We start from the raw sequence: 18,017 nt of genomic DNA on the forward strand, positions 1-18,017 counted from the left end.
GCGAACGGCCGCCGCGAGAATCTCGCGGCGGCCTCACGCATATATCAGCTTGTATCACCCGATGGTGCGAATCACCGGGAGCGCGCCGCCCCCGGCCGCCCAACTCGCTAGCGTGACCCGCGTGATGGGCGTGAACGTCATTCCGCGAGCGGCCCGCGTGTACATCGGCTGCGCCCTGCTCGCCGCCGGCGCGTGCGCCCTGCCCGCGCTGCGCCCCGGCGCGCCCGTCCCCTGGGGCACGGTCGCCCTCCTCACCGCCCTCTACGCCCTCTGCGAGCTGCCCGCCCGCTGCCGGCTCATCGGCCGCGCCCTCGGCGGCTCCGTCCCCATGGGCACCGGCTCCTTCTTCCCCGTGCTCCTCGCCGCCGCCCTCCTCCTGCCACCCGCCGCCGCCGCGCTCACCGCGATCCCCGGCAGCCTCCTCGCCCGCGTCGAGGAACCCCCCGCCGCACCCCGCCGCGCCTGGCGGGCCGCCGCCACCGCCCTCGCCGTCTGGGCCGCCGCCCTGAGCGCAGGCGCCCTCGGCGGCCCCACCGCCCTCGGCCGCGGCCCCGACGCCCCCGACCTGCCGTACGCGCTGCTGCCCGCCGGCGCCGCCGCCCTCGCCTTCTGCCTGGTCCTCACCGCCCTCGACGGCGGCATCCGGGCCACCGCCGACGGACTGCCCCCACGGGCCGCCTGGCGCGGCCTCCTCGGCCGGGCCCTCGCCCCGCACGCCGTCCACGGACTCGCCGGACTGATGATGGCCGTCCTCTGGCGCAGCACGTACGGACCGGTCGCGGCCCTCTTCGTGGTGCTCCCCATGTACATCTCCTGCTGGGTCTTCGCCCAGTACCACCGCGAGCGCGCCGCCCACCAGGCCACCATCCGCGCCCTCGTCCAGGCCGTCGACATCAAGGACCGCTACACCCGCGGTCACAGCGAACGCGTCGGCCACGCCTCCGTCCTGATCGCCCGTGAGCTCGGCATGGCCGAGGACCGCCTCGACGTCGTCCGCTTCGCCGGCATCCTGCACGACGTCGGCAAGCTCGGCGTGCCCACCCGGGTCCTCCGCAAGGACGGACCCCTCACCCCCGAGGAACGCCGGATCATCGAACTGCACCCCGAGTACGGCCACGAGATGGTCCGCGGCATCGGCTTCCTCGGCGAGGCACGGGCCGCGATCCTCCACCACCACGAACGCATGGACGGCAGCGGCTACCCGTACGGGCTCCACGGCGAGCAGATCCCCGAATTCGCCCGCGTCGTCGCCGTCGCCGACGCCTTCGACGCCATGACCTCCACCCGCTCCTACAGCCGCGCCCGCCCGGTACCCACCGCCCTCGCCGAACTGGAGCGCTGCGCCGGCACCCAGTTCGACCCCCGCATGGTCACCGCCCTCGCCCGGGCCCTCCACCGGCACGGCTGGCAGCCCGCCGTCACCGCCGACGAGACCACGCCACCACCGGAACCACAGCCCGAGCAGCTCCCGCCGCCACGAGAGGCCGCCCCCGGGCCCGCCCCTGCCCCCGCCCCCGCCGCAGCCAAGGAGCCCGCGTGAGACCAGGGGCCCTCACCGTCGGGGCCGTACACGGCGCCGCCCTCCTCCTCGGCCTCGCCGGCTTCGCCACCACCCTCTGGAACGGCCTCGACGAACCCGGCAACGCCCTCGCCTTCGGCACCCTCATCGCCCTCGGCGAACTCGCCCGCTGGGGCGCCGCACCCGACGAACGCGAACCCGCGCCGCTCGCCGCCGCCGGAGCCCTCGCGTACGCCCTCCTCGGCACCAGCGCCGGCACCGCCACCACCCACGGCGCCCTCCAGACCGTCGCCGTCGCCGTCGCCGCCGGCCTCGCCGGGATCGTCCCCCACCTCGCCCGAGGCCGCGGCCCCGGCCTCGACCACCTCGCCCGCCGCGTCCTCACCGTCGGCTTCGCCGCACTCTGCTTCCAGCCCCTCTACAACTCGGGCGCCGTCACCGAGCACCTCGGCCAGGGCCCCGCGTACGCCCTCTTCCTCCTCCTGCTGCTCGTCCTCACCGCCCTCTGCGACGCCGTCCTCGCCGCCCTCGTCCTGCGCGCCCGCACCGGATTCCCGTACGGCCCCCTCCTCCGCGACGAACTCCGCGCCCTCCTCGGCATCGGTTCCGCCGTCTGCGCCACCGGCACCGTCATGGCCCTCGGCGTCGCCGCCGCCGGACTCTGGGCCCTGCCCGTCCTCGCCGTCCCCCTGCTCCTCACCCAGGTCTCCTTCCGGCGGTACGCGGCCGTGCGGACCGTCAACCGGCAGACCATCGCCTCCCTCGCCCGCGCCACCGAGATCGCCGGCTGCACCCCGCCCGGACACGCCCGCCGGGTCGCCGCCCTCAGCGCGGCCGTCGGCCGCGAGCTGGGCCTCTCCGGGACCGAACTGACCGTCCTGGAGCACGCGGCCCTCATGCACGACATCGGACAGCTCTCCCTCGTCGACCCCGTCGCGGGCGGCGCAACCGCCCTCCTCCCCGCCGAGGAACAGCGCCGGATCGCCCTCCTGGGCGGCGAGGTCGTGCGCAGGACCGGCGTCCCCGAGGCCGTCGCCGTCGTCGTCGAGCGGCAGGCCGACCCGTACCGCGAGCAGCCGACGGCCGCCCGGATCGTCCGGACCGTGAACGCCTACGACGACCTCGCGGGCGACGGCGCGGGCGCCGCACTCGACGCCCTGGAGCAGCTCAGGCTCGGCACCGCCCGCGACTATCACCCGGATGTCGTCGAATGCCTGGCCAGGGTCCTGGCGCGGGGCGGAGCCGCTGGGGTGACCTCGGCGGTCCCGGGGTAACCCATGGGTAATGAGCGCGCGTCCGACCGGGCATGGTTGGATGCGAACAAGAGGGTGAAGCGACCGGCAGGCGGGAATCGTGAAGATCTTCGGGAAGGTACGGCATCGGCCCTCCGCCTCGTGGCGGCAGGCCACCGACCGCGCGTTCACGCTGATCGGCGACGGCCGGTACGAGGACGCGGGCGCACTCCTGACGCGCGCGGCGGACCTGGAGCCCTGGCTCTCCGAGTCCTGGTTCAACCTGGCGCTGCTGCACAAGTTCCGGCACGACTGGGAGCAGGCGCGGGCCGCGGGCCTGCGGGCCGTCGCGCTGCTCGACAAGGAGACCGGCGCCCCCGACTGGTGGAACGTGGGCATCGCCGCCACCGCCCTCCAGGACTGGCCGCTCGCCCGCCGCGCCTGGCAGGCCTACGGCCTCAAGGTGCCCGGCGCCGCCGCCGGCACCGGCGAGCCCGCCGGCATGGAACTGGGCAGCGCCGCCGTCCGCCTCTCGCCCGAGGGGGAGGCAGAGGTCGTATGGGGCCGCCGTCTGGACCCCGCCCGGATCGAGGTCCTCTCCATCCCCCTGCCCTCCTCCGGCCGCCGCTGGGGCGAGGTCGTCCTCCACGACGGCGTCCCGAACGGCGAGCGGACCACCACCGCAGGCCCCTCTTACCCGGTCTTCGACGAGATCGAGCTCTGGGCCCCGTCCCCCGTCCCCACCTGGGTCGTCCTCCTGGAGGCCGCCACCGAGGCCGACCGGGACGCCCTGGAGCAGCTCGCCGCCGAGGCCGGTTTCGCCGCCGAGGACTGGTCGTCCTCCGTACGGCTGCTCTGCCGCGCCTGCTCCGAGTCGACGATGCCGAGCGCCGAGGGCGAGGGCGAGCACTCCGACCCGCACGACCACAGCGAGCCGGGGCACCCCGGACCGCTCGGCCACCGCTCGCCCGGCGAGCTGTGGGTGCCCGAGCGGGAGTGCGGCATCGCGGCCCCGGCGGGCCTGGTGCGGGGGCTCCTCGACGGCTGGGTGGCGGACAGCCCGGACAGCCGGGAATGGCGTGATCTGGAGGAAGTCTGCTGACCGCTGCCCGTAGGCTGTACTCGGCACCTACCACGGGGTGTACCGGTTCGAGGAAGAAGGCGTACGGCGGACATGTCGCAGCAGGGCACTGAGCAGGAGCAGACGGGCGTGTACGCCGTGGACGACGAGGGCTTCATCGTCGACACCGAGGACACCGAGGCCCGCGAGACCGCCCACCGCGAGCGCGGCACCTCGCGCCCCATCACGGTCGTGGGCAACCCCGTCCTGCACCGCGAGTGCAAGGACGTCACCGACTTCGACGACGAGCTGGCGCAGCTCATCGACGACATGTTCGCCAGCCAGCGCACCGCCGAGGGCGTCGGCCTCGCCGCCAACCAGATCGGCGTCGACCTCAAGGTCTTCGTCTACGACTGCATGGACGACGAGGGCAAGCGCCACGTCGGCCACGTGATCAACCCGGTCCTCGTCGACCTGCCGGCGGACCAGCGCCACCTCGACGACTCCAACGAGGGCTGCCTGTCGGTCCCGACCGCGTACGCCGAACTGGCCCGCCCGGACTACGCCGAGGTCACCGGCCAGGACATGAAGGGCAACCCGATCAAGGTCCGCGGCACCGGCTACTTCGCCCGCTGCCTCCAGCACGAGACGGACCACCTGTACGGCTTCCTGTACATCGACAAGCTCTCGAAGCGCGACCGCAAGGACGCCCTCCGCCAGATGGAAGAGGGCACCCCCCGCTACCCGGTCGTCCCGAACGAGTGACGTTCTCGTAGGTACGCAGAAGGGCCCCGCACTCCTCGGAGTGCGGGGCCCTTGCGTGTGCAACGGAGACTCAGAGGTCCTCGTCGGCGTAGTCACCCATCGCCACGTCGTCGCAGAAGGTCTCCCAGAACCCCGCCGGTACGACTGCGGACGCATCGAGGACTGAGACGAGCTCGCGAATCTCGTCCGCCACTCCCTTCGTCGACTCGACTTGGGGGACGTACACCACGCGGCCGGTGGCCACGTCGATGCCGATTCTTCCGAACAGGCCACTGGCTCCGAAGGCGACCAGCCCGTTCTCTCCGGTCCCGCCCAAGAAGCCCGCCTCATCCAGTGGCCGGAACTCGCAGCCGATCAACCCTGCGGGGACACCGATCTCCCGGAGATCCGAGGCGATCTGGGCAGGCACCTCGGAAGAGGATTCCAGGTGGATCACGGTGTACTCGGGCCTGGACGACTGCGCCAGGTGCTGGTTCATGGGAAGACGCGCCCCTCGCCGTCCTCCACGTCGCTCAAGGTGCGCGAGATCAACTCCATGGACTCCCGTGACGAGAGGGCTGAGGCTCGAATCCCCTCGAAGAGCAATCGGTGGTTCTCGACCTCCACAGGATCTTCCAGGAAGAGACCGTGGGGCCAGTGGCTCGTCTCCACGACGTTCACAGGTGCGGGGGAGGAACCGAACAGCGCGCGGAAGGCGCTGTGCATGCCGGGGTAGACCGCCCGGTCGGAGGGGACGACCTGAACGACGACGTTGGGCTTGTGGCTCATCTCGATCAGTTTGCGTAGCTGTCGCCTCGTTACATCGATGCCGCCAACAGGCCGCCTGAGCAGCGATTCGTCCAGCACGGTGATGAACTGTGGCGGATCGGACCGATCGAGGATCTGCTGCCTCCGCCTCCGGAGCTGCACGTAGAACTGCATCTGTTCTTCGGAAAGACGTGAGTCGAGCCCAGCGATGAGAGCGCCCGCGTACTCGTCCGTCTGCAGAAGGTCGGGCAGGGTCATATTGCAGTAGTGGAGGATTCGATCACATTCCTCCTCAAGGGAGATCGCGTCGAGGGCGTGTGCGCTGAGGGCCCCGGCGTACTGATGCCACCACCCCTTCGTACGGGCTCTGTGGAGAAGGGCGAGCAGCGCGTCGCGCAACTCCTGGTCCTCGACTCGGTAGAGATCCAGCAGGGCGAGGAGTTCCAGCCGGCGAATGCTCTGGCGGCCCGTTTCGATCTTCGACAGCTTTCCCTGCCCACCGTCGATGTGTGCGCCGGCATCACGCTGCGAGATCTCTGCTGCCTCGCGCAGTCTGCGCAGTTCTGATCCCACGCGCCGCTGCAGGACGCCTGGCCCCGGCCGGACCGTCATGTGTACCCCTCGATGCGATCTGCTGCCGCGACTTGCCCTGGGCCCGAGGCGGTGGCGACACGATACGCGCACCGGAGGCGTCGTATCCCTCGATCGAATGTATTCGATGGAGAGAGTTGCTTGCGGCGATGCATCGCGCTCACAGTGGAGCGTCGGAGAGGGCGATCAGCCGTGATCCAGGGCGAGTTGGTGCGGCTGTCGCCTGTGATCGGTTTCTTGGGAGGGAGGCGGCGTGGGGAGCGCGCAGGGCAGGGGAAGCGGTCTGGGGGCAGAGTCAGGGGCGCGAAAGAGTGCGGCGTCGTACTGGGCTCCCCACCCGGACCTCGTTGACGCGCTCGCTCGCGGGAGCGGTTTCGACGAGTGGCTGGCCGGGCGGCTTCCCGTCGCGTCCTACGCGCGCGTCAGCCGTGATGCCGCGGGCGATGGAAGGGGCGTCGGACGCCAGCATCTGAACAATGACGACGCGGCCGCGGGATTGGGCTGGGCTGTGGTCTACCGCTTCACGGACAACGGGGTCACCGCCTCCGACCCCTTCGTCGAACGGGCAGCGTTCCTTCAATTGCTTCGTGCCCTGAGGGCGAGGCGCACGGTCGAAGGATTCTCTGTCTGCGGGGTCGTCGCGGTCGAGGAGGAGCGGCTCGCTCGTCTGCAGAACGACTACGCCCTGTTGTGTCGGGCGCTGAGCATGGAGGAAGACGGATGCTTGTACCTGGTGGACGCAGACCAACTCGTCGACGTGACCATCGAGACGGAGTGGGCTCGCAGCAGGAGGCCGGGGGAAGCGCGGCAGGGTGAGTCGGAACGTACGAGCCGGCGCCGGCGCCGCTCCGTACGGGATCACGCTCACGAGGGGCGTGGGCTGGGAGGAGCGCGCCGGTTCGGCTGGTGCGGGCCCGATGCGGCAGCGGGGCGTTCGACCAACACGGTTCTCGACCCTTATGAGTCGAGGTATCTACGCTCCGCGATCGACATGGCCCTTGCCGGAACGTCGTGGACGGCGATCACCGACTGGCTCACCGAGGAGTCGGTGCCCACGGTCCGGGGCAGCCGGTGGGCCGTGGACACCGTCCAGTCGATGGTGACGAATCCAGCGATCTGCGGGTATCGCATGGTGTCGGGAGAGATCGTCCGGGACAGGGCCTCGGGGCGGCCGGTCGTCGGCGGATGGCAGACGGTGGCGACGCCGGAGGAATGGCTGAAGCTGGTGGAGCGCTGTGATCGCTGGCATTCGCCCGACCGCACTCGGCCCACCTACAAGCAGGCTCACGCGTCTCGACTGGCGGCGCTGGGGACGGCGCGGAGCGCCCGAGAACGAAGGGAGCGGGCAGACCTCGGGCGCAAGTACCTGCTCTCAGGGTTCCTGCGCTGCGGCTACACCGGCGACGGCGGATCGATCTGCGGCTGCAAGATGGGAGGGCAGCCTCCCCGCGGGACGAACAAGCACCCCTCGTACAGGTGCGTGGCGGCCAGGTGCCGCAAGGTCGGGCGTCGCGCCGACCTCGTGGACGCACACGTCGAGTCGGTGGTGCTGCGCGTGCTTGAAGAGAGGTACCGCGACAGGGCCCCCGACGAGAGCGCGTTCCCGGCGGAGGAGCAGCTGGCCAGGCTGAGGGCATGCGGGAGCCCCACGGACCTGAGCCGTATGCAAGTGCACGATCTTGAAGAGGACCGGAGGGACTTCTACGCCCAGCAGGCCGACAGGAATCTACTGGCTCGGTTCACGAGGGAACGCTGGAGCTCGTACGACGTCAGGCAGAAGCGACTGGTCCTTGCCGCAGTGGTCGACTCGGTGGTGATTCGACCGATCCCGAAGAACCGGACCAGGAACGCGCCCTTCGATCCGGCTCTCGTCGAGGTCACGTTGAAGGAACGCTGACAGGTGAGGGCTGCCCCTTCGCAGCGCGCGATCGGGGCAGCCCTCGTCCTCTGGAGACCTAGAAGTCCTCGTCGAGGTCCACCGAGCCCTCGACCGCCACCTGGTAGGCGGACGGGCGGCGCTCGAAGAAGTTGGTCAGTTCCTGGACGCCCTGGAGCTCCATGAAGGAGAAGGGGTTGCCGGAGCCGTAGACGGGCGGGAGGCCGAGGCGCTGGAGGCGCTGGTCGGCGACGCACTGGAGGTACTCGCGCATCGACTCGGTGTTCATGCCCGGCAGGCCGTCACCGCACAGGTCGCGGCCGAACTGCAGCTCCGCCTCGACGGCTTCCTTGATCATGTCGGTGATCTGGCGGCCCAGCTCGTCGTCGAAGAGTTCCGGCTCTTCCTCGCGGACGGTGTCGACGAACGCGAAAGCGGCGTCCATGTGGCAGCTCTCGTCCCGGAACACCCAGTTCGTGCCCGTCGCCAGGCCGTGCAGCAGACCGCGCGACCGGAACCAGTAGACGTACGCGAAGGCGCCGTAGAAGAACAGGCCCTCGATGCAGGCCGCGAAGCAGATCAGGTTCAGCAGGAAGCGGCGGCGGTCGGCGGCCGTCTCCAGCTTGTCGATCTTCTCGACCGAGTCCATCCACTTGAAGCAGAACTGCGCCTTCTCGCGGATGGAGGGGATGTTCTCCACCGCGTCGAAGGCCGCCGCGCGGTCGTCCGGGTCGGGGAGGTACGTGTCCAGGAGCGTCAGGTAGAACTGGACGTGGACCGCTTCCTCGAAGAGCTGGCGCGAGAGGTAGAGGCGCGCTTCCGGGGAGTTGATGTGCTTGTACAGCGTCAGGACCAGGTTGTTCGCCACGATCGAGTCGCCCGTCGCGAAGAACGCGACCAGACGGCCGATCATGTGCTGCTCACCGGGGGTGAGCTTGGCGAGGTCGGCGACGTCCGAGTGGAGGTCGACCTCCTCCACGGTCCAGGTGTTCTTGATGGCGTCCCGGTAGCGCTCGTAGAAGTCCGGGTAGCGCATGGGGCGGAGCGTGAGCTCGAAGCCCGGGTCCAGGAGGTTCTTCTTCTCGGTGGAGCTCATTACTGGCAGGCCTCGCAGGACTCGGGGTTCTCAAGGGAGCAGGCGATCGCGTCCGCGTCGGGGGTCGCCTGCTGGACGGGGATCGGGGCGGCGGCCTGGGCGGCGCGGGCGATCCGGGTCGCCGGGCGGGAGCGCAGGTAGTACGTCGTCTTCAGGCCCTGCTTCCAGGCGTACGCGTACATCGACGACAGCTTGCCGATGGTCGGCGTCTCCATGAAGAGGTTCAGGGACTGCGACTGGTCGAGGAAGGGGGTGCGGGCGGCGGCCATGTCGATGAGGCCGCGCTGCGGGATCTCCCAGGCCGTGCGGTACAGCTCGCGGACCTCGGCCGGGACCCAGGTGAAGCCGGCCACCGAGCCGTTGGAGTCGCGCAGCGCCTCGCGGGTCTGCGCGTCCCACACGCCGAGCTTCTTCAGCTCGTCGACGAGGTACGAGTTGACCTGGAGGAACTCGCCGGACAGCGTCTCGCGCTTGAACAGGTTGGAGACCTGCGGCTCGATGCACTCGTAGACGCCGGCGATGGAGGCGATGGTCGCCGTCGGGGCGATGGCGAGGAGGAGGCTGTTGCGCATGCCGGTGGAGGCGATGCGGGCGCGCAGGGCCGTCCAGCGCTCCGGCCAGTTCAGCTCCACGTCGTAGTGGTCCGGGTGCAGGACGCCCTGGGCGGTGCGGGTCTTGTCCCAGGCGGGGAGCGGGCCGCTGCGCTCGGCGAGGTCCGCGGACGCCTCGTAGGCCGCCAGCATGATCCGCTCGGCGATCTTCGTCGACAGGGCGCGTGCCTCGGCCGAGTCGAACGGCAGCTTCAGCTGGAAGAAGACGTCCTGGAGGCCCATGGCGCCCAGGCCGACCGGGCGCCACTTGGCGTTGGAGCGGCCCGCCTGCTCGGTCGGGTAGAAGTTGATGTCGACGACGCGGTCGAGGAAGGTGACGGCCGTGCGGACGGTCTCGTCCAGGCGGGCCCAGTCGATGTCCCCGCCGGTGACGAAGGCGCCGAGGTTGACGGAACCCAGGTTGCAGACTGCCGTCTCGTCGTCGTTGGTGACCTCGATGATCTCGGTGCAGAGGTTCGAGGAGTGGACGACGGTGCCCGGCTCGGCCGTCTGGTTGGCCGTGCGGTTGGAGGCGTCCTTGAAGGTCATCCAGCCGTTGCCGGTCTGGGCGAGGGTCCGCATCATCCGGCCGTACAGGTCGCGGGCCGGCATCGTCTTGCGGGCGAGGCCCGCCGCCTCGGCCTTGCGGTAGGCGGCGTCGAACTCCTCGCCGTACAGGTCGACGAGCTCGGGCACGTCGGCCGGGGAGAACAGCGACCACTCGGCGTCGGCGTTGACCCGGCGCATGAACTCGTCCGGGATCCAGTGCGCCAGGTTCAGGTTGTGCGTACGGCGCTGGTCCTCGCCGGTGTTGTCGCGGAGCTCCAGGAACTCCTCGATGTCCGCGTGCCAGGTCTCCAGGTAGACCGCGGCGGCGCCCTTGCGGCGGCCGCCCTGGTTCACGGCGGCGACGGAGGCGTCGAGGGTCTTGAGGAACGGCACGATGCCGTTGGAGTGCCCGTTGGTGCCGCGGATCAGCGAACCGCGGGCGCGGATGCGGGAGTACGAGAGGCCGATGCCGCCGGCGTGCTTGGAGAGGCGCGCGACCTGGTGGTAGCGGTCGTAGATGGAGTCCAGCTCGTCCTGCGGGGAGTCCAGGAGGTAGCAGGAGGACATCTGCGGGTGGCGGGTGCCGGAGTTGAAGAGCGTGGGGGAGGACGGGAGGTAGTCCAGGCGGCTCATCAGGCCGTACAGCGCGCTCACTTCGTCGAGGGCGCGGGCCGAGTCGTCCTCGGCGAGGCCGCAGGCGACGCGCAGCATGAAGTGCTGCGGGGTCTCGATGACCTTGCGGGTGATCGGGTGGCGCAGCAGGTAGCGCGAGTAGAGGGTGCGCAGGCCGAAGTAGCCGAAGCGGTCGTCGCCGGCCGGGTCGATCGTGGCGTCGAGCCGGGCCGCGTGCGCCGCGACGAGCTCGGCGGTGCGGTCGGCGATGAGGCCTTCGCGGTGACCGACGGCGACGGAGGCCGAGAAGTTCACGGCGCCCTGGCCGGCGGCCTCGTCGGCGATGGTGATGGTGAGGAGCCGGGCGGCGAGCCGGGAGTACGCGGGGTCCTCGGCGATCAGGCCGGCGGCCGCCTCGGTGGCCAGCTCGCGCAGCTCCGCCTCGTCCGACGTGGCGCTGCGGCCGCGGAGGGCGGCGGCGGCGACCTTGCCGGGGTCGGTGTCCGGGAGGTCGGCGGTGAGATCGGTCAGGGTCCGCAGGAGTACGGTCCCGGGGCCGTCGGTCTCGATCGCTGCGGCCGGATCGGCGGGCGCGATGGTCACGTGGGGGCTCTCCCTCGCTCGGCTCGGGGCCTCGGGCGGGAAGGCGGGCAGGCGGGCACGCGTACGCGTGGGCGCGCCGTGTCCACCGGCCCACTCCGCGAGGCCCGGACGTCTGTGACACCCGGAACGGACGGACCGGGTGCGCTGCCGGCAGGTCTTCGGACTCACCGCGTACGAATCCGCACGAAGCACACCGTTGCGGGACAGTTCCGGATTCGCGCCGGATTCCCCTGCGTCGACAGCGAGGATGAGCATACATGTGGGGGGCGCCGCTCGTGGCACCCCCCACATGTTGTGTCGGTCCCGGCGCTACAGCTCCAGGGCGTAGGTCCTCAGCGAGAGGTCGGGGATCGGTTCCCAGTCCCGTTCGGGGGTGCGGACGAAGCCGAGGCGCTCGTAGATCCGGTGCGCGGAGACCATCAGATCGGCCGTGGAGAGCACGAGACGAGCGCACCCGGGGAGGGCCCTCGCCCGGTCCACGCAGGCCCGTACGAGGGCTTCTCCGACGCCCCTGCCGCGGGCCTCGGGGGCGACCACGAGCATCCGGAACTCGGCCTCGCCGGCGACGGCGATGTCCGCCCAGGTGGTGCCGCCGGCGGCGAAGGTCACGCCGCCGATGATCCCGCCGTCGGCGTCGACGGCGACGAGCACCTCGCTCTCGCGGGCCCGCCGGGCCGTGTCGCGGAGGACGGCCAGATAGAAGTCGTCCTCGCCGTCGTGCAGCAGCCCGTCATTCAGATAGGTGAAGCCGGTGAGGTCGCCGAGCTCCTCGTACTCCTCGGGCCGTACACCCCTGATCGTGAAGTCCATGCGTCCCAGTCTGCCGCGCGCGGGCAGACGGGAGGGGCCCGGGATCTCCTGGTGAGATCCCGGGCCCCTGCGGCGTGTCCTTCCGGTCAGTGCGTTCCGGCGCCGACCTTCGGGAGGTCGCGGACACCGGCGTCGCCGGCGTCCGCCGTGTAGTCCTCGGGGGAGGTCTCGTCGACGCCCTCGGGGGCCTTGACGGCCTTGAGGACGAAGGTCAGGACGACCGTGACGAGGACGTTGAGCACGAAGGCGGTGAGGCCGATGTAGCCGATCTCGCCGATGCCGGGGATCTCGGCGGCCGAGCCGCCGAAGTGCTTCTGGGTCGGGCTGGCGACGCCGTACGCGGCGGCCGTGCCGTACGCCATGCCGACGGCCCAGCCGGCGAGCAGCGCCCAGCGGTGGAACCAGCGGGTGAAGAGACCGCCGACGAGCGCCGGGAAGGTCTGCAGGATCCAGATGCCGCCGAGCAGCTGGAAGTTGATCGCGACGGTCTTGTCCATGGTGAGGACGAAGACCAGCGCGCCGACCTTCACCAGGAGGGAGACCAGCTTGGAGACCTTGGTCTCCTGGGCCGGGGTGGCGTCCTTCTTGATGAAGTCCTTGTAGATGTTGCGGGTGAAGAGGTTGGCCGCGGCGATCGACATGATGGCGGCCGGGACGAGCGCGCCGATGCCGATCGCGGCGAACGCGACGCCCGCGAACCAGTCCGGGAACATGGTCTCGAAGAGCTGCGGGATGGCGAGCTGGCCGTTCTTGACCTTGATGCCGGCGGCGATCGCCATGAAGCCGAGCAGCGCGAGCAGGCCCAGCATCAGCGAGTACAGCGGCAGGATGGTGGTGTTGCGGCGGATGACGTTCCGGCTCCGGGACGACAGGGTCGCCGTGATGGAGTGCGGGTACATGAAGAGCGCGAGCGCCGAGCCGAGCGCGAGCGTCGCGTAGGTCCACTGGCCGGCCTCGCCGGGGACGAGCGCGCCCTTCGGCTTGCCGGTGGCCGGGTTGACCGTCGCGTACGCCTCGCCCGCCTTGGCGAAGATCTCGTCGAAGCCGCCGAGCTTGATCGGGATGTAGATGATCGCCACCGCGATGACGATGTAGATCAGGGTGTCCTTGACGAAGGCGATGAGCGCGGGGGCGCGCAGGCCGGACGAGTAGGTGTACGCGGCCAGGACGCCGAAGGCGATGAGCAGCGGCAGGTCCTTGACGAACCAGTTCGTGTCCTCGCCGCCGCCGACGCCCATCACGTCCAGGACGGCCTGGATGCCGACGAGCTGGAGCGCGATGTACGGCATGGTGGCGAGGATGCCGGTGACCGCCACCGCCAGGGACAGGCCCTTGGAACCGAAGCGGCCGCGCACGAAGTCGGAGGTGGTGACGTATCCGTGCTTGTGCGAGACCGACCAGAGGCGCGGCAGGAAGGTGAAGATCAGCGGGTACACCAGGATCGTGTACGGGACGGCGAAGAAGCCGGCCGCGCCCGCCGCGTAGATGGCCGCGGGGACGGCGACGAAGGTGTACGCCGTGTAGAGGTCGCCGCCGAGCAGGAACCAGGTGACCCAGGTGCCGAACGATCTGCCGCCCAGGCCCCATTCGTCGAGGCTGTGCTCGTTCTCGGCCTTGCGCCAGCGCGCGGCCAGGAAGCCCATGACCGTGACGGCCAGGAAGAAGAAGACGAAGACGCCGAGCGCCACGCCGTTCACGCCGTCCTTCATCGTGCGTCACCTCCCTTGCGGGCGCGCTGGTCCCGCTGCCACAGCTTGTAGGCGACCATGGTGAGCGCCGTGGAGACCAGCACCCAGAGCATCTGGTACCAGTAGAAGAACGGGATGCCGGCGAAGAGCGGTTCGACCTTCGCGTAGGAGCTCACCCAGAGCATCGCCACGAACGGGGCGAACAGGCAGAGCGCGATCACCACCCGCACGGGAGTGATGGTCGGTTGTTTCCCTTGTGTCACATCTGACGCTTCTGACATGGCAATTCCGTCCCCTCACTGATCACCTGGGTAATGCTGGGGAAATCTAGGGGACGGGTCCGTTGCTGGGAACCCCTGTCCGCATAACGGAAGCGACTCGTCAGAGCCAGCCCTCCTTGGCGGCTCGTACGCCCGCCTCGAAACGGCTGCGGGCGCCGAGCCGGTTCATCAGTTCCGAGCTCATCCGGCGGACGGTCCGCAGCGAGACCCCGAGCCGTCGGGCCGCGATGTCGTCGGTGCAGCCGATGCCGAGGAGCATCAGCAACTCCCGTTCCTGCGGGGAGAGGTCGTGCGCGTCGCGGCGTGGGGCCTCGCCGAAGGGGGTGCCCGCGTCCCACAGCCGGTCGAAGAGCACCACGAGCGCGTGGACCAGGCCGGGGCTGCGCACTTCGAGGGCGCCCGCGCGCCCGTCCTCCGGGTCGACGGGGACGAGCGCGGCCTCGCGGTCGACGATCACCATGAGCATCGGGACGACGGGCACGGTCCGCGCCTCGCCGCCGAGGTCGCAGTACCAGCGCACGTAGTCGACGGTCGGCGGGTCGTTGCGGAAGCTCTCCTGGTAGATCGAGCGGATCCGCACCCCGCGTTCCAGGGCGAGTTGGTCGAGCGGCTGGCTCGCGTCCATCGTGTCGGGGAGCTGGGCGCCGCCGGGCAGGAGGGAGAGGCACTCGGTGCGGGCGTTCGCGGCGAGGTCCTCCAGGCGTTCGCGGACGGTGTCGAGTCCGGTGATGCGGTCCACGAGGTCGTGCCGGACGCCCGCTTCGGGGTGGTCCGCGTACGAGGCGAGGATGCCGGCGACCGCCCTGCCCGCCTGCTCGACCTGGCGCTTGCGCTTGCTCAGTTCGGCCTCGGCGCGGGAGAGCAGGAACGAGAAGCCGACGTCCGGGCTGAAGGGTTCGACCTCGCCCGAGGAGTCGTCCATGAGGACGAGCTTGAGGTCGGCGAGGCAGGCGAGCGCCTCGCGGACCTCCGGCTCGGGGCGGCCCAGATGGGCCGCCATGTCCGTCACGTCGTACTCGGGCCGCTCCAGGAGCAGGCGGTAGACGGCCTCCGTCGACTCCTTTATGCCGAGCGCCTCCAGCATCAGGTATCTCCCCCTCGTCACCTTCCGTGGTGCGACCGGTCGAACTCGTGATCGCGGTCGTCGATGCTAGAGGGGAGGAGCGGTCTAGGTCTAGACCAATCGGGGTGAACTCCCGGGTGTGGCCACGCGGGTACGCGGGTGCGGCCTCGGGGGTACGGCGGTCGGCGCGTCCACCAGCGCGCCCGCCGCGAACCCCGAGACCAGCAGCGCCAGTTCGACCTGCGGACCGATCCCCGCCGCGAGCACCGCGAGCGCGCCCGCGCCGGCCGCCACCGGACCGGCCCACCCCGGCCCGCCCGCCGCCGAGGCCGCCGAGCGCTCCAGGGACACGCAGAACGCGAAGGCGCCCACCACCAGCGGCACCCAGCCCGTCACCGCGCCGGTCCCCGCCGGGCCCCACTGCCACAGCACCACGAGCGCCCCCGCCGACGCGCCCGCCGCGAGCAGCCCGCCGAGCACCGTCCGCGCCGCCGGGCCCGGCCCCAGCCGCCGCGCGAGCACCCCGAACGCCGCAAGCGCCGCCGCCGGGACCGCGTACGGCAGCAGCCCGTACACCCCGTCCACCAGATCGCGGTCCACCACGCCCGAACCGCCCACCAGGGCGCCCGTCCCGGCGAGCGCCGACCGCAGCGCCGTCACCGTCCCGGCCCCGGCCGCCGTCATCGGCTCCTCCTCCGGGACGACCGCCACCAGGGCGGCCCCCGAGCGGTGCCAGTCGGCCGGCGCCGCCGCGAGCAGCACCCCCGGGACCCGTGCCGCCCGCGCGGCCACCGCCGCCGCGTCCGCGCCCTCGGGGACGAGGACCTCCAGCGGGTTCAGCACCCCGGACGGCAGCCCGGCCGCCGTCAGCCGGTCCAGTCCGTCCCGGGCCGGACCGCTCGCCACCAGGGCACGGGCCTCCGGATTGCCGACCCGAAGCTGCGTGGCCGCGCCGGTGAGGAGGACGAGAAGGGCGAGGCCGACCGCCGGGAGCGCGCGGGGGCTCCGTACCCGGAGAGCAGGGGGGTCCGCAACCATCGACCGCAGCACCGGCGCCAGCGTCAGGGTCGCCGCCGTGCCCACCGCGCAGACCGCGAGCCCCGCCACCCCGACCGACCGCAGGAACGCCGCCGGGAACAGCGCCAGGACCGCGCAGGCCGCCGCTCCGGCCGCCCCGCCCGTCACCGCCGACCGGGCGGCGGCCGGCCCCGGCGGCTGCGCCCAGCGGTGCACGGCGACCACGAGCGCCGTCACCGGCACCAGATACACGACCACGAAGCTGATCTCGGTGACCCCCGCCACCGCCTCCACCAGGACGAGCGCCCCCACCGAGGTCACGGCCGCCAGGAGCAGCGGCGCCAGGACCCCGAGCGGCGAGCGGAACGCCAGGACGAGCACGAGCACCAGGCCAAGCGCGCAGGCCGCCTTCGACGCGAGGGCCACCGGGCCAGGCCCCGCGAGCGCGCTGTCGTGCTGGAGCGGCAGCACCCCCGTCACCTCCACCCGGGCCTCGGGCAGGGCCGAGCGCAGCCCCGCGCGGAGCGAGACCGCCGCCTCCTCGACGGCCGCCAGACCCGCCAGGTCCGGCTTGCCCGCCCCCGGGTACACCAGGGCGTACTCGGTCCGGCCGTCCGCGCCGAGGAAGCCCTCGTCGCCCGTCCCCGCGTACGAGACCGTCCGCGCGCCCGGTCCCGCCGTCCGTCCGAGCGCGTCAGCGAGCCGCGTGGCGGCCGCCCGGTCCCGTACCTCCCAGGTCACGACCGCCACCAGCGGGGCGACGGCGGCCCCGTTCCCGTACCGCTCCTGGATCGCCAGGTTCGCCCGGTGGCCCGGCCCGCCGGAGGCCGTGAACGACTGGTCGAGGCGCCCGAGCCCGAGCACCGCCGCCGCTCCGCCGAGCAGCAGCACGAGGAGCCACACCACCCCGACCGCCACCCGGTGGCGCGGCACCACGGTCCGTACGCGCTCAGTCCACATCGTCGAGCCGCTTCCTGAGCTCCTCGTCCAGACGCAGCCCCACCGCGCCGAGCGCCTCGTCCAGCTGCCCCGGCGCGCTCGCCCCGATCACCGGCAGGACGGGCAGCTCACCGCCCAGCGCCCAGGCCAGGACCACCTGGTTCGCGGTCACCCCGAGCTCCGCCGCCACCTCCGCGAGCACCTTCAGACGCCGCTCCGAACCCGCGTGCCGGTACTGGGACGGGATCTCCTTCCCCGGATCCGTGTACGCCCCCGTGAGCTGCGTCGTGTACGCGGTGAACGTCAGCTCCGGCCGCGTCCCCAGGTAGTCGAGCAGCTCCTCCGAGGCGTGCGGGTTCACCCCGAACTCGGCGCCGGGGCGCGGCCGCAGGTAGGTGTAGCGCTGCTGCACGGCCGCGTAGTCCGGCAGGTCCGCGGCGACCGCCGCGCCGCGCGACTCCTCGATCCGCCAGGCCGCGAAGTTCGAGCAGCCCGCTCGGCCGATCTTGCCCACGTCCACCAGCTCGCCGAAGGCGCCCATCGTCTCCGCGACCGGGGTCGACCGGTCGTCGATGTGCGCGTAGTACAGGTCGATCCGGTCCGTGCCCAGGTTCCGCAGGCTCTCCTCCACCTGACGCCGGATCACCGGCGCCGACAGACCCTCCGCGCACTCCGGCCAGGCCGAGCCCGGCGGGTCGGGCAGCGCGCCGACCTTGGTGGCGAGCACCATCTCGTCCCGGACGCCCCGGCTGCGCAGCCAGCGGCCGATGAGCAGCTCGGACTCGGCGCCGGTCGCGCCCGGCTCCCAGAAGGCGTACGTGTTCGCGGTGTCGATGAAGGTGCCGCCGGCCTCGTGAAAGCGGTCGAGGACCGCGAAGGCCGCGGCCTCGTCGATCCGGGTGCCGAACGGCAGGGTGCCCAGGCACAGCGTGGACACGCGCGGGCCCTCGGGGCCGCCCAGGTTCGTGTACTCCATGGC

The 18,017-nt window shown here is 71.6% G+C and carries 15 protein-coding genes and 1 riboswitch; of the genes, 5 read left to right on the top strand and 10 right to left on the bottom strand.

Annotated features, from left to right (window positions below):
- Nucleotides 1-124: 124 nt before the first annotated feature.
- The 4 genes from ACWGN5_RS29625 to def all read left to right on the top strand — a co-directional run bounded on the left by ACWGN5_RS29625 (nucleotide 125) and on the right by def (nucleotide 4,576).
- Nucleotides 125-1,540, top strand: a complete 1,416-nt coding sequence (locus ACWGN5_RS29625) for an HD-GYP domain-containing protein (protein WP_453520786.1) — start codon at nucleotides 125-127, stop codon at nucleotides 1,538-1,540.
- Nucleotides 1,537-2,793 carry an HD-GYP domain-containing protein gene (locus tag ACWGN5_RS29630; RefSeq protein WP_453520726.1) on the top strand — a complete coding sequence of 419 codons (1,257 nt, stop codon included), beginning with the start codon at nucleotides 1,537-1,539 and terminating at the stop codon, nucleotides 2,791-2,793. Before ACWGN5_RS29625 ends, ACWGN5_RS29630 begins: the two co-directional genes overlap by 4 nt.
- Nucleotides 2,794-2,872: 79 nt before the next feature.
- Nucleotides 2,873-3,853 carry a tetratricopeptide repeat protein gene (locus ACWGN5_RS29635; RefSeq protein WP_017236276.1) on the top strand — a complete coding sequence of 327 codons (981 nt, stop codon included), beginning with the start codon at nucleotides 2,873-2,875 and terminating at the stop codon, nucleotides 3,851-3,853.
- Between the two features lie 72 nt (nucleotides 3,854-3,925).
- Nucleotides 3,926-4,576: a peptide deformylase gene (gene def, locus ACWGN5_RS29640; protein ID WP_453520729.1), complete on the top strand. Its 651-nt coding sequence runs from the start codon at nucleotides 3,926-3,928 to the stop codon at nucleotides 4,574-4,576.
- 70 nt (nucleotides 4,577-4,646) lie between these two features.
- Here the strand turns inward: def and ACWGN5_RS29645 are convergent, their stop codons facing one another.
- Together ACWGN5_RS29645 and ACWGN5_RS29650 are read right to left on the bottom strand one after the other, a co-directional pair.
- Entirely contained in the window at nucleotides 4,647-5,054 is a 408-nt protein-coding gene (locus tag ACWGN5_RS29645) for an SUKH-4 family immunity protein (protein WP_453520731.1), read from the bottom strand.
- Nucleotides 5,051-5,935, bottom strand: coding sequence for a helix-turn-helix domain-containing protein (locus tag ACWGN5_RS29650; RefSeq protein WP_453520733.1), 885 nt, complete (start codon nucleotides 5,933-5,935; stop codon nucleotides 5,051-5,053). Before ACWGN5_RS29650 ends, ACWGN5_RS29645 begins: the two co-directional genes overlap by 4 nt.
- A gap of 232 nt (nucleotides 5,936-6,167) precedes the next feature.
- Here ACWGN5_RS29650 and ACWGN5_RS29655 point away from each other — a divergent pair, with 232 nt between their 5' ends.
- The gene (locus ACWGN5_RS29655; protein ID WP_453520735.1) at nucleotides 6,168-7,811 is read left to right on the top strand and encodes a recombinase family protein; all 1,644 of its coding nucleotides are present in this window, start codon (nucleotides 6,168-6,170) and stop codon (nucleotides 7,809-7,811) included.
- Between the two features lie 58 nt (nucleotides 7,812-7,869).
- On the opposite strand, the gene ACWGN5_RS29660 is transcribed toward ACWGN5_RS29655, so the two are convergent.
- From ACWGN5_RS29660 to ACWGN5_RS29695, 8 genes are all read right to left on the bottom strand, one after another.
- The gene (locus tag ACWGN5_RS29660; RefSeq protein ID WP_453520737.1) at nucleotides 7,870-8,886 is read right to left on the bottom strand and encodes a ribonucleotide-diphosphate reductase subunit beta; all 1,017 of its coding nucleotides are present in this window, start codon (nucleotides 8,884-8,886) and stop codon (nucleotides 7,870-7,872) included.
- The gene (locus ACWGN5_RS29665) at nucleotides 8,886-11,240 is read right to left on the bottom strand and encodes a ribonucleoside-diphosphate reductase subunit alpha (protein ID WP_453520740.1); all 2,355 of its coding nucleotides are present in this window, start codon (nucleotides 11,238-11,240) and stop codon (nucleotides 8,886-8,888) included. Before ACWGN5_RS29665 ends, ACWGN5_RS29660 begins: the two co-directional genes overlap by 1 nt.
- Before the next feature lie 132 nt (nucleotides 11,241-11,372).
- A riboswitch (cobalamin riboswitch) is annotated at nucleotides 11,373-11,495 on the bottom strand.
- A gap of 54 nt (nucleotides 11,496-11,549) precedes the next feature.
- On the bottom strand, nucleotides 11,550-12,050 hold the full coding sequence (locus ACWGN5_RS29670; RefSeq protein ID WP_453520741.1) for a GNAT family N-acetyltransferase: 501 nt from the start codon (nucleotides 12,048-12,050) through the stop codon (nucleotides 11,550-11,552).
- A gap of 86 nt (nucleotides 12,051-12,136) precedes the next feature.
- Nucleotides 12,137-13,759 carry a monocarboxylate uptake permease MctP gene (gene mctP / locus ACWGN5_RS29675; protein WP_453520742.1) on the bottom strand — a complete coding sequence of 541 codons (1,623 nt, stop codon included), beginning with the start codon at nucleotides 13,757-13,759 and terminating at the stop codon, nucleotides 12,137-12,139.
- Nucleotides 13,756-14,019 (bottom strand): DUF3311 domain-containing protein, encoded by a 264-nt coding sequence (locus ACWGN5_RS29680; RefSeq protein WP_453520744.1) that lies wholly within the window; start codon nucleotides 14,017-14,019, stop codon nucleotides 13,756-13,758. Before ACWGN5_RS29680 ends, mctP begins: the two co-directional genes overlap by 4 nt.
- Nucleotides 14,020-14,119: 100 nt before the next feature.
- Nucleotides 14,120-15,103 (bottom strand): LuxR C-terminal-related transcriptional regulator, encoded by a 984-nt coding sequence (locus tag ACWGN5_RS29685; protein WP_453520747.1) that lies wholly within the window; start codon nucleotides 15,101-15,103, stop codon nucleotides 14,120-14,122.
- A gap of 90 nt (nucleotides 15,104-15,193) precedes the next feature.
- Nucleotides 15,194-17,059, bottom strand: a complete 1,866-nt coding sequence (locus ACWGN5_RS29690) for a hypothetical protein (RefSeq protein WP_453520750.1) — start codon at nucleotides 17,057-17,059, stop codon at nucleotides 15,194-15,196.
- Nucleotides 17,049-18,014, bottom strand: coding sequence for an aldo/keto reductase (locus tag ACWGN5_RS29695; protein WP_453520753.1), 966 nt, complete (start codon nucleotides 18,012-18,014; stop codon nucleotides 17,049-17,051). The genes ACWGN5_RS29690 and ACWGN5_RS29695 overlap by 11 nt, the downstream gene beginning before the upstream one ends.
- Nucleotides 18,015-18,017 lie beyond the last annotated feature (3 nt).

It is taken from the genome of Streptomyces sp. NPDC055815 (assembly GCF_053616475.1).

Excerpts from the sequence above, each read along its gene's own strand:
- ACWGN5_RS29625 (WP_453520786.1), top strand. The coding sequence starts at position 125 with ATGGGCGTGAACGTCATTCCGCGAGCGGCCCGCGTGTACATCGGCTGC.
- ACWGN5_RS29680 (WP_453520744.1), bottom strand. The coding sequence starts at position 14,019 with ATGTCAGAAGCGTCAGATGTGACACAAGGGAAACAACCGACCATCACT.
- ACWGN5_RS29685 (WP_453520747.1), bottom strand. The coding sequence starts at position 15,103 with ATGCTGGAGGCGCTCGGCATAAAGGAGTCGACGGAGGCCGTCTACCGC.
- ACWGN5_RS29670 (WP_453520741.1), bottom strand. The coding sequence starts at position 12,050 with ATGGACTTCACGATCAGGGGTGTACGGCCCGAGGAGTACGAGGAGCTC.
- ACWGN5_RS29690 (WP_453520750.1), bottom strand. The coding sequence starts at position 17,059 with ATGTGGACTGAGCGCGTACGGACCGTGGTGCCGCGCCACCGGGTGGCG.
- mctP (WP_453520742.1), bottom strand. The coding sequence starts at position 13,759 with ATGAAGGACGGCGTGAACGGCGTGGCGCTCGGCGTCTTCGTCTTCTTC.
- ACWGN5_RS29645 (WP_453520731.1), bottom strand. The coding sequence starts at position 5,054 with ATGAACCAGCACCTGGCGCAGTCGTCCAGGCCCGAGTACACCGTGATC.
- ACWGN5_RS29660 (WP_453520737.1), bottom strand. The coding sequence starts at position 8,886 with ATGAGCTCCACCGAGAAGAAGAACCTCCTGGACCCGGGCTTCGAGCTC.
- ACWGN5_RS29695 (WP_453520753.1), bottom strand. The coding sequence starts at position 18,014 with ATGGAGTACACGAACCTGGGCGGCCCCGAGGGCCCGCGCGTGTCCACG.
- ACWGN5_RS29650 (WP_453520733.1), bottom strand. The coding sequence starts at position 5,935 with ATGACGGTCCGGCCGGGGCCAGGCGTCCTGCAGCGGCGCGTGGGATCA.
- def (WP_453520729.1), top strand. The coding sequence starts at position 3,926 with ATGTCGCAGCAGGGCACTGAGCAGGAGCAGACGGGCGTGTACGCCGTG.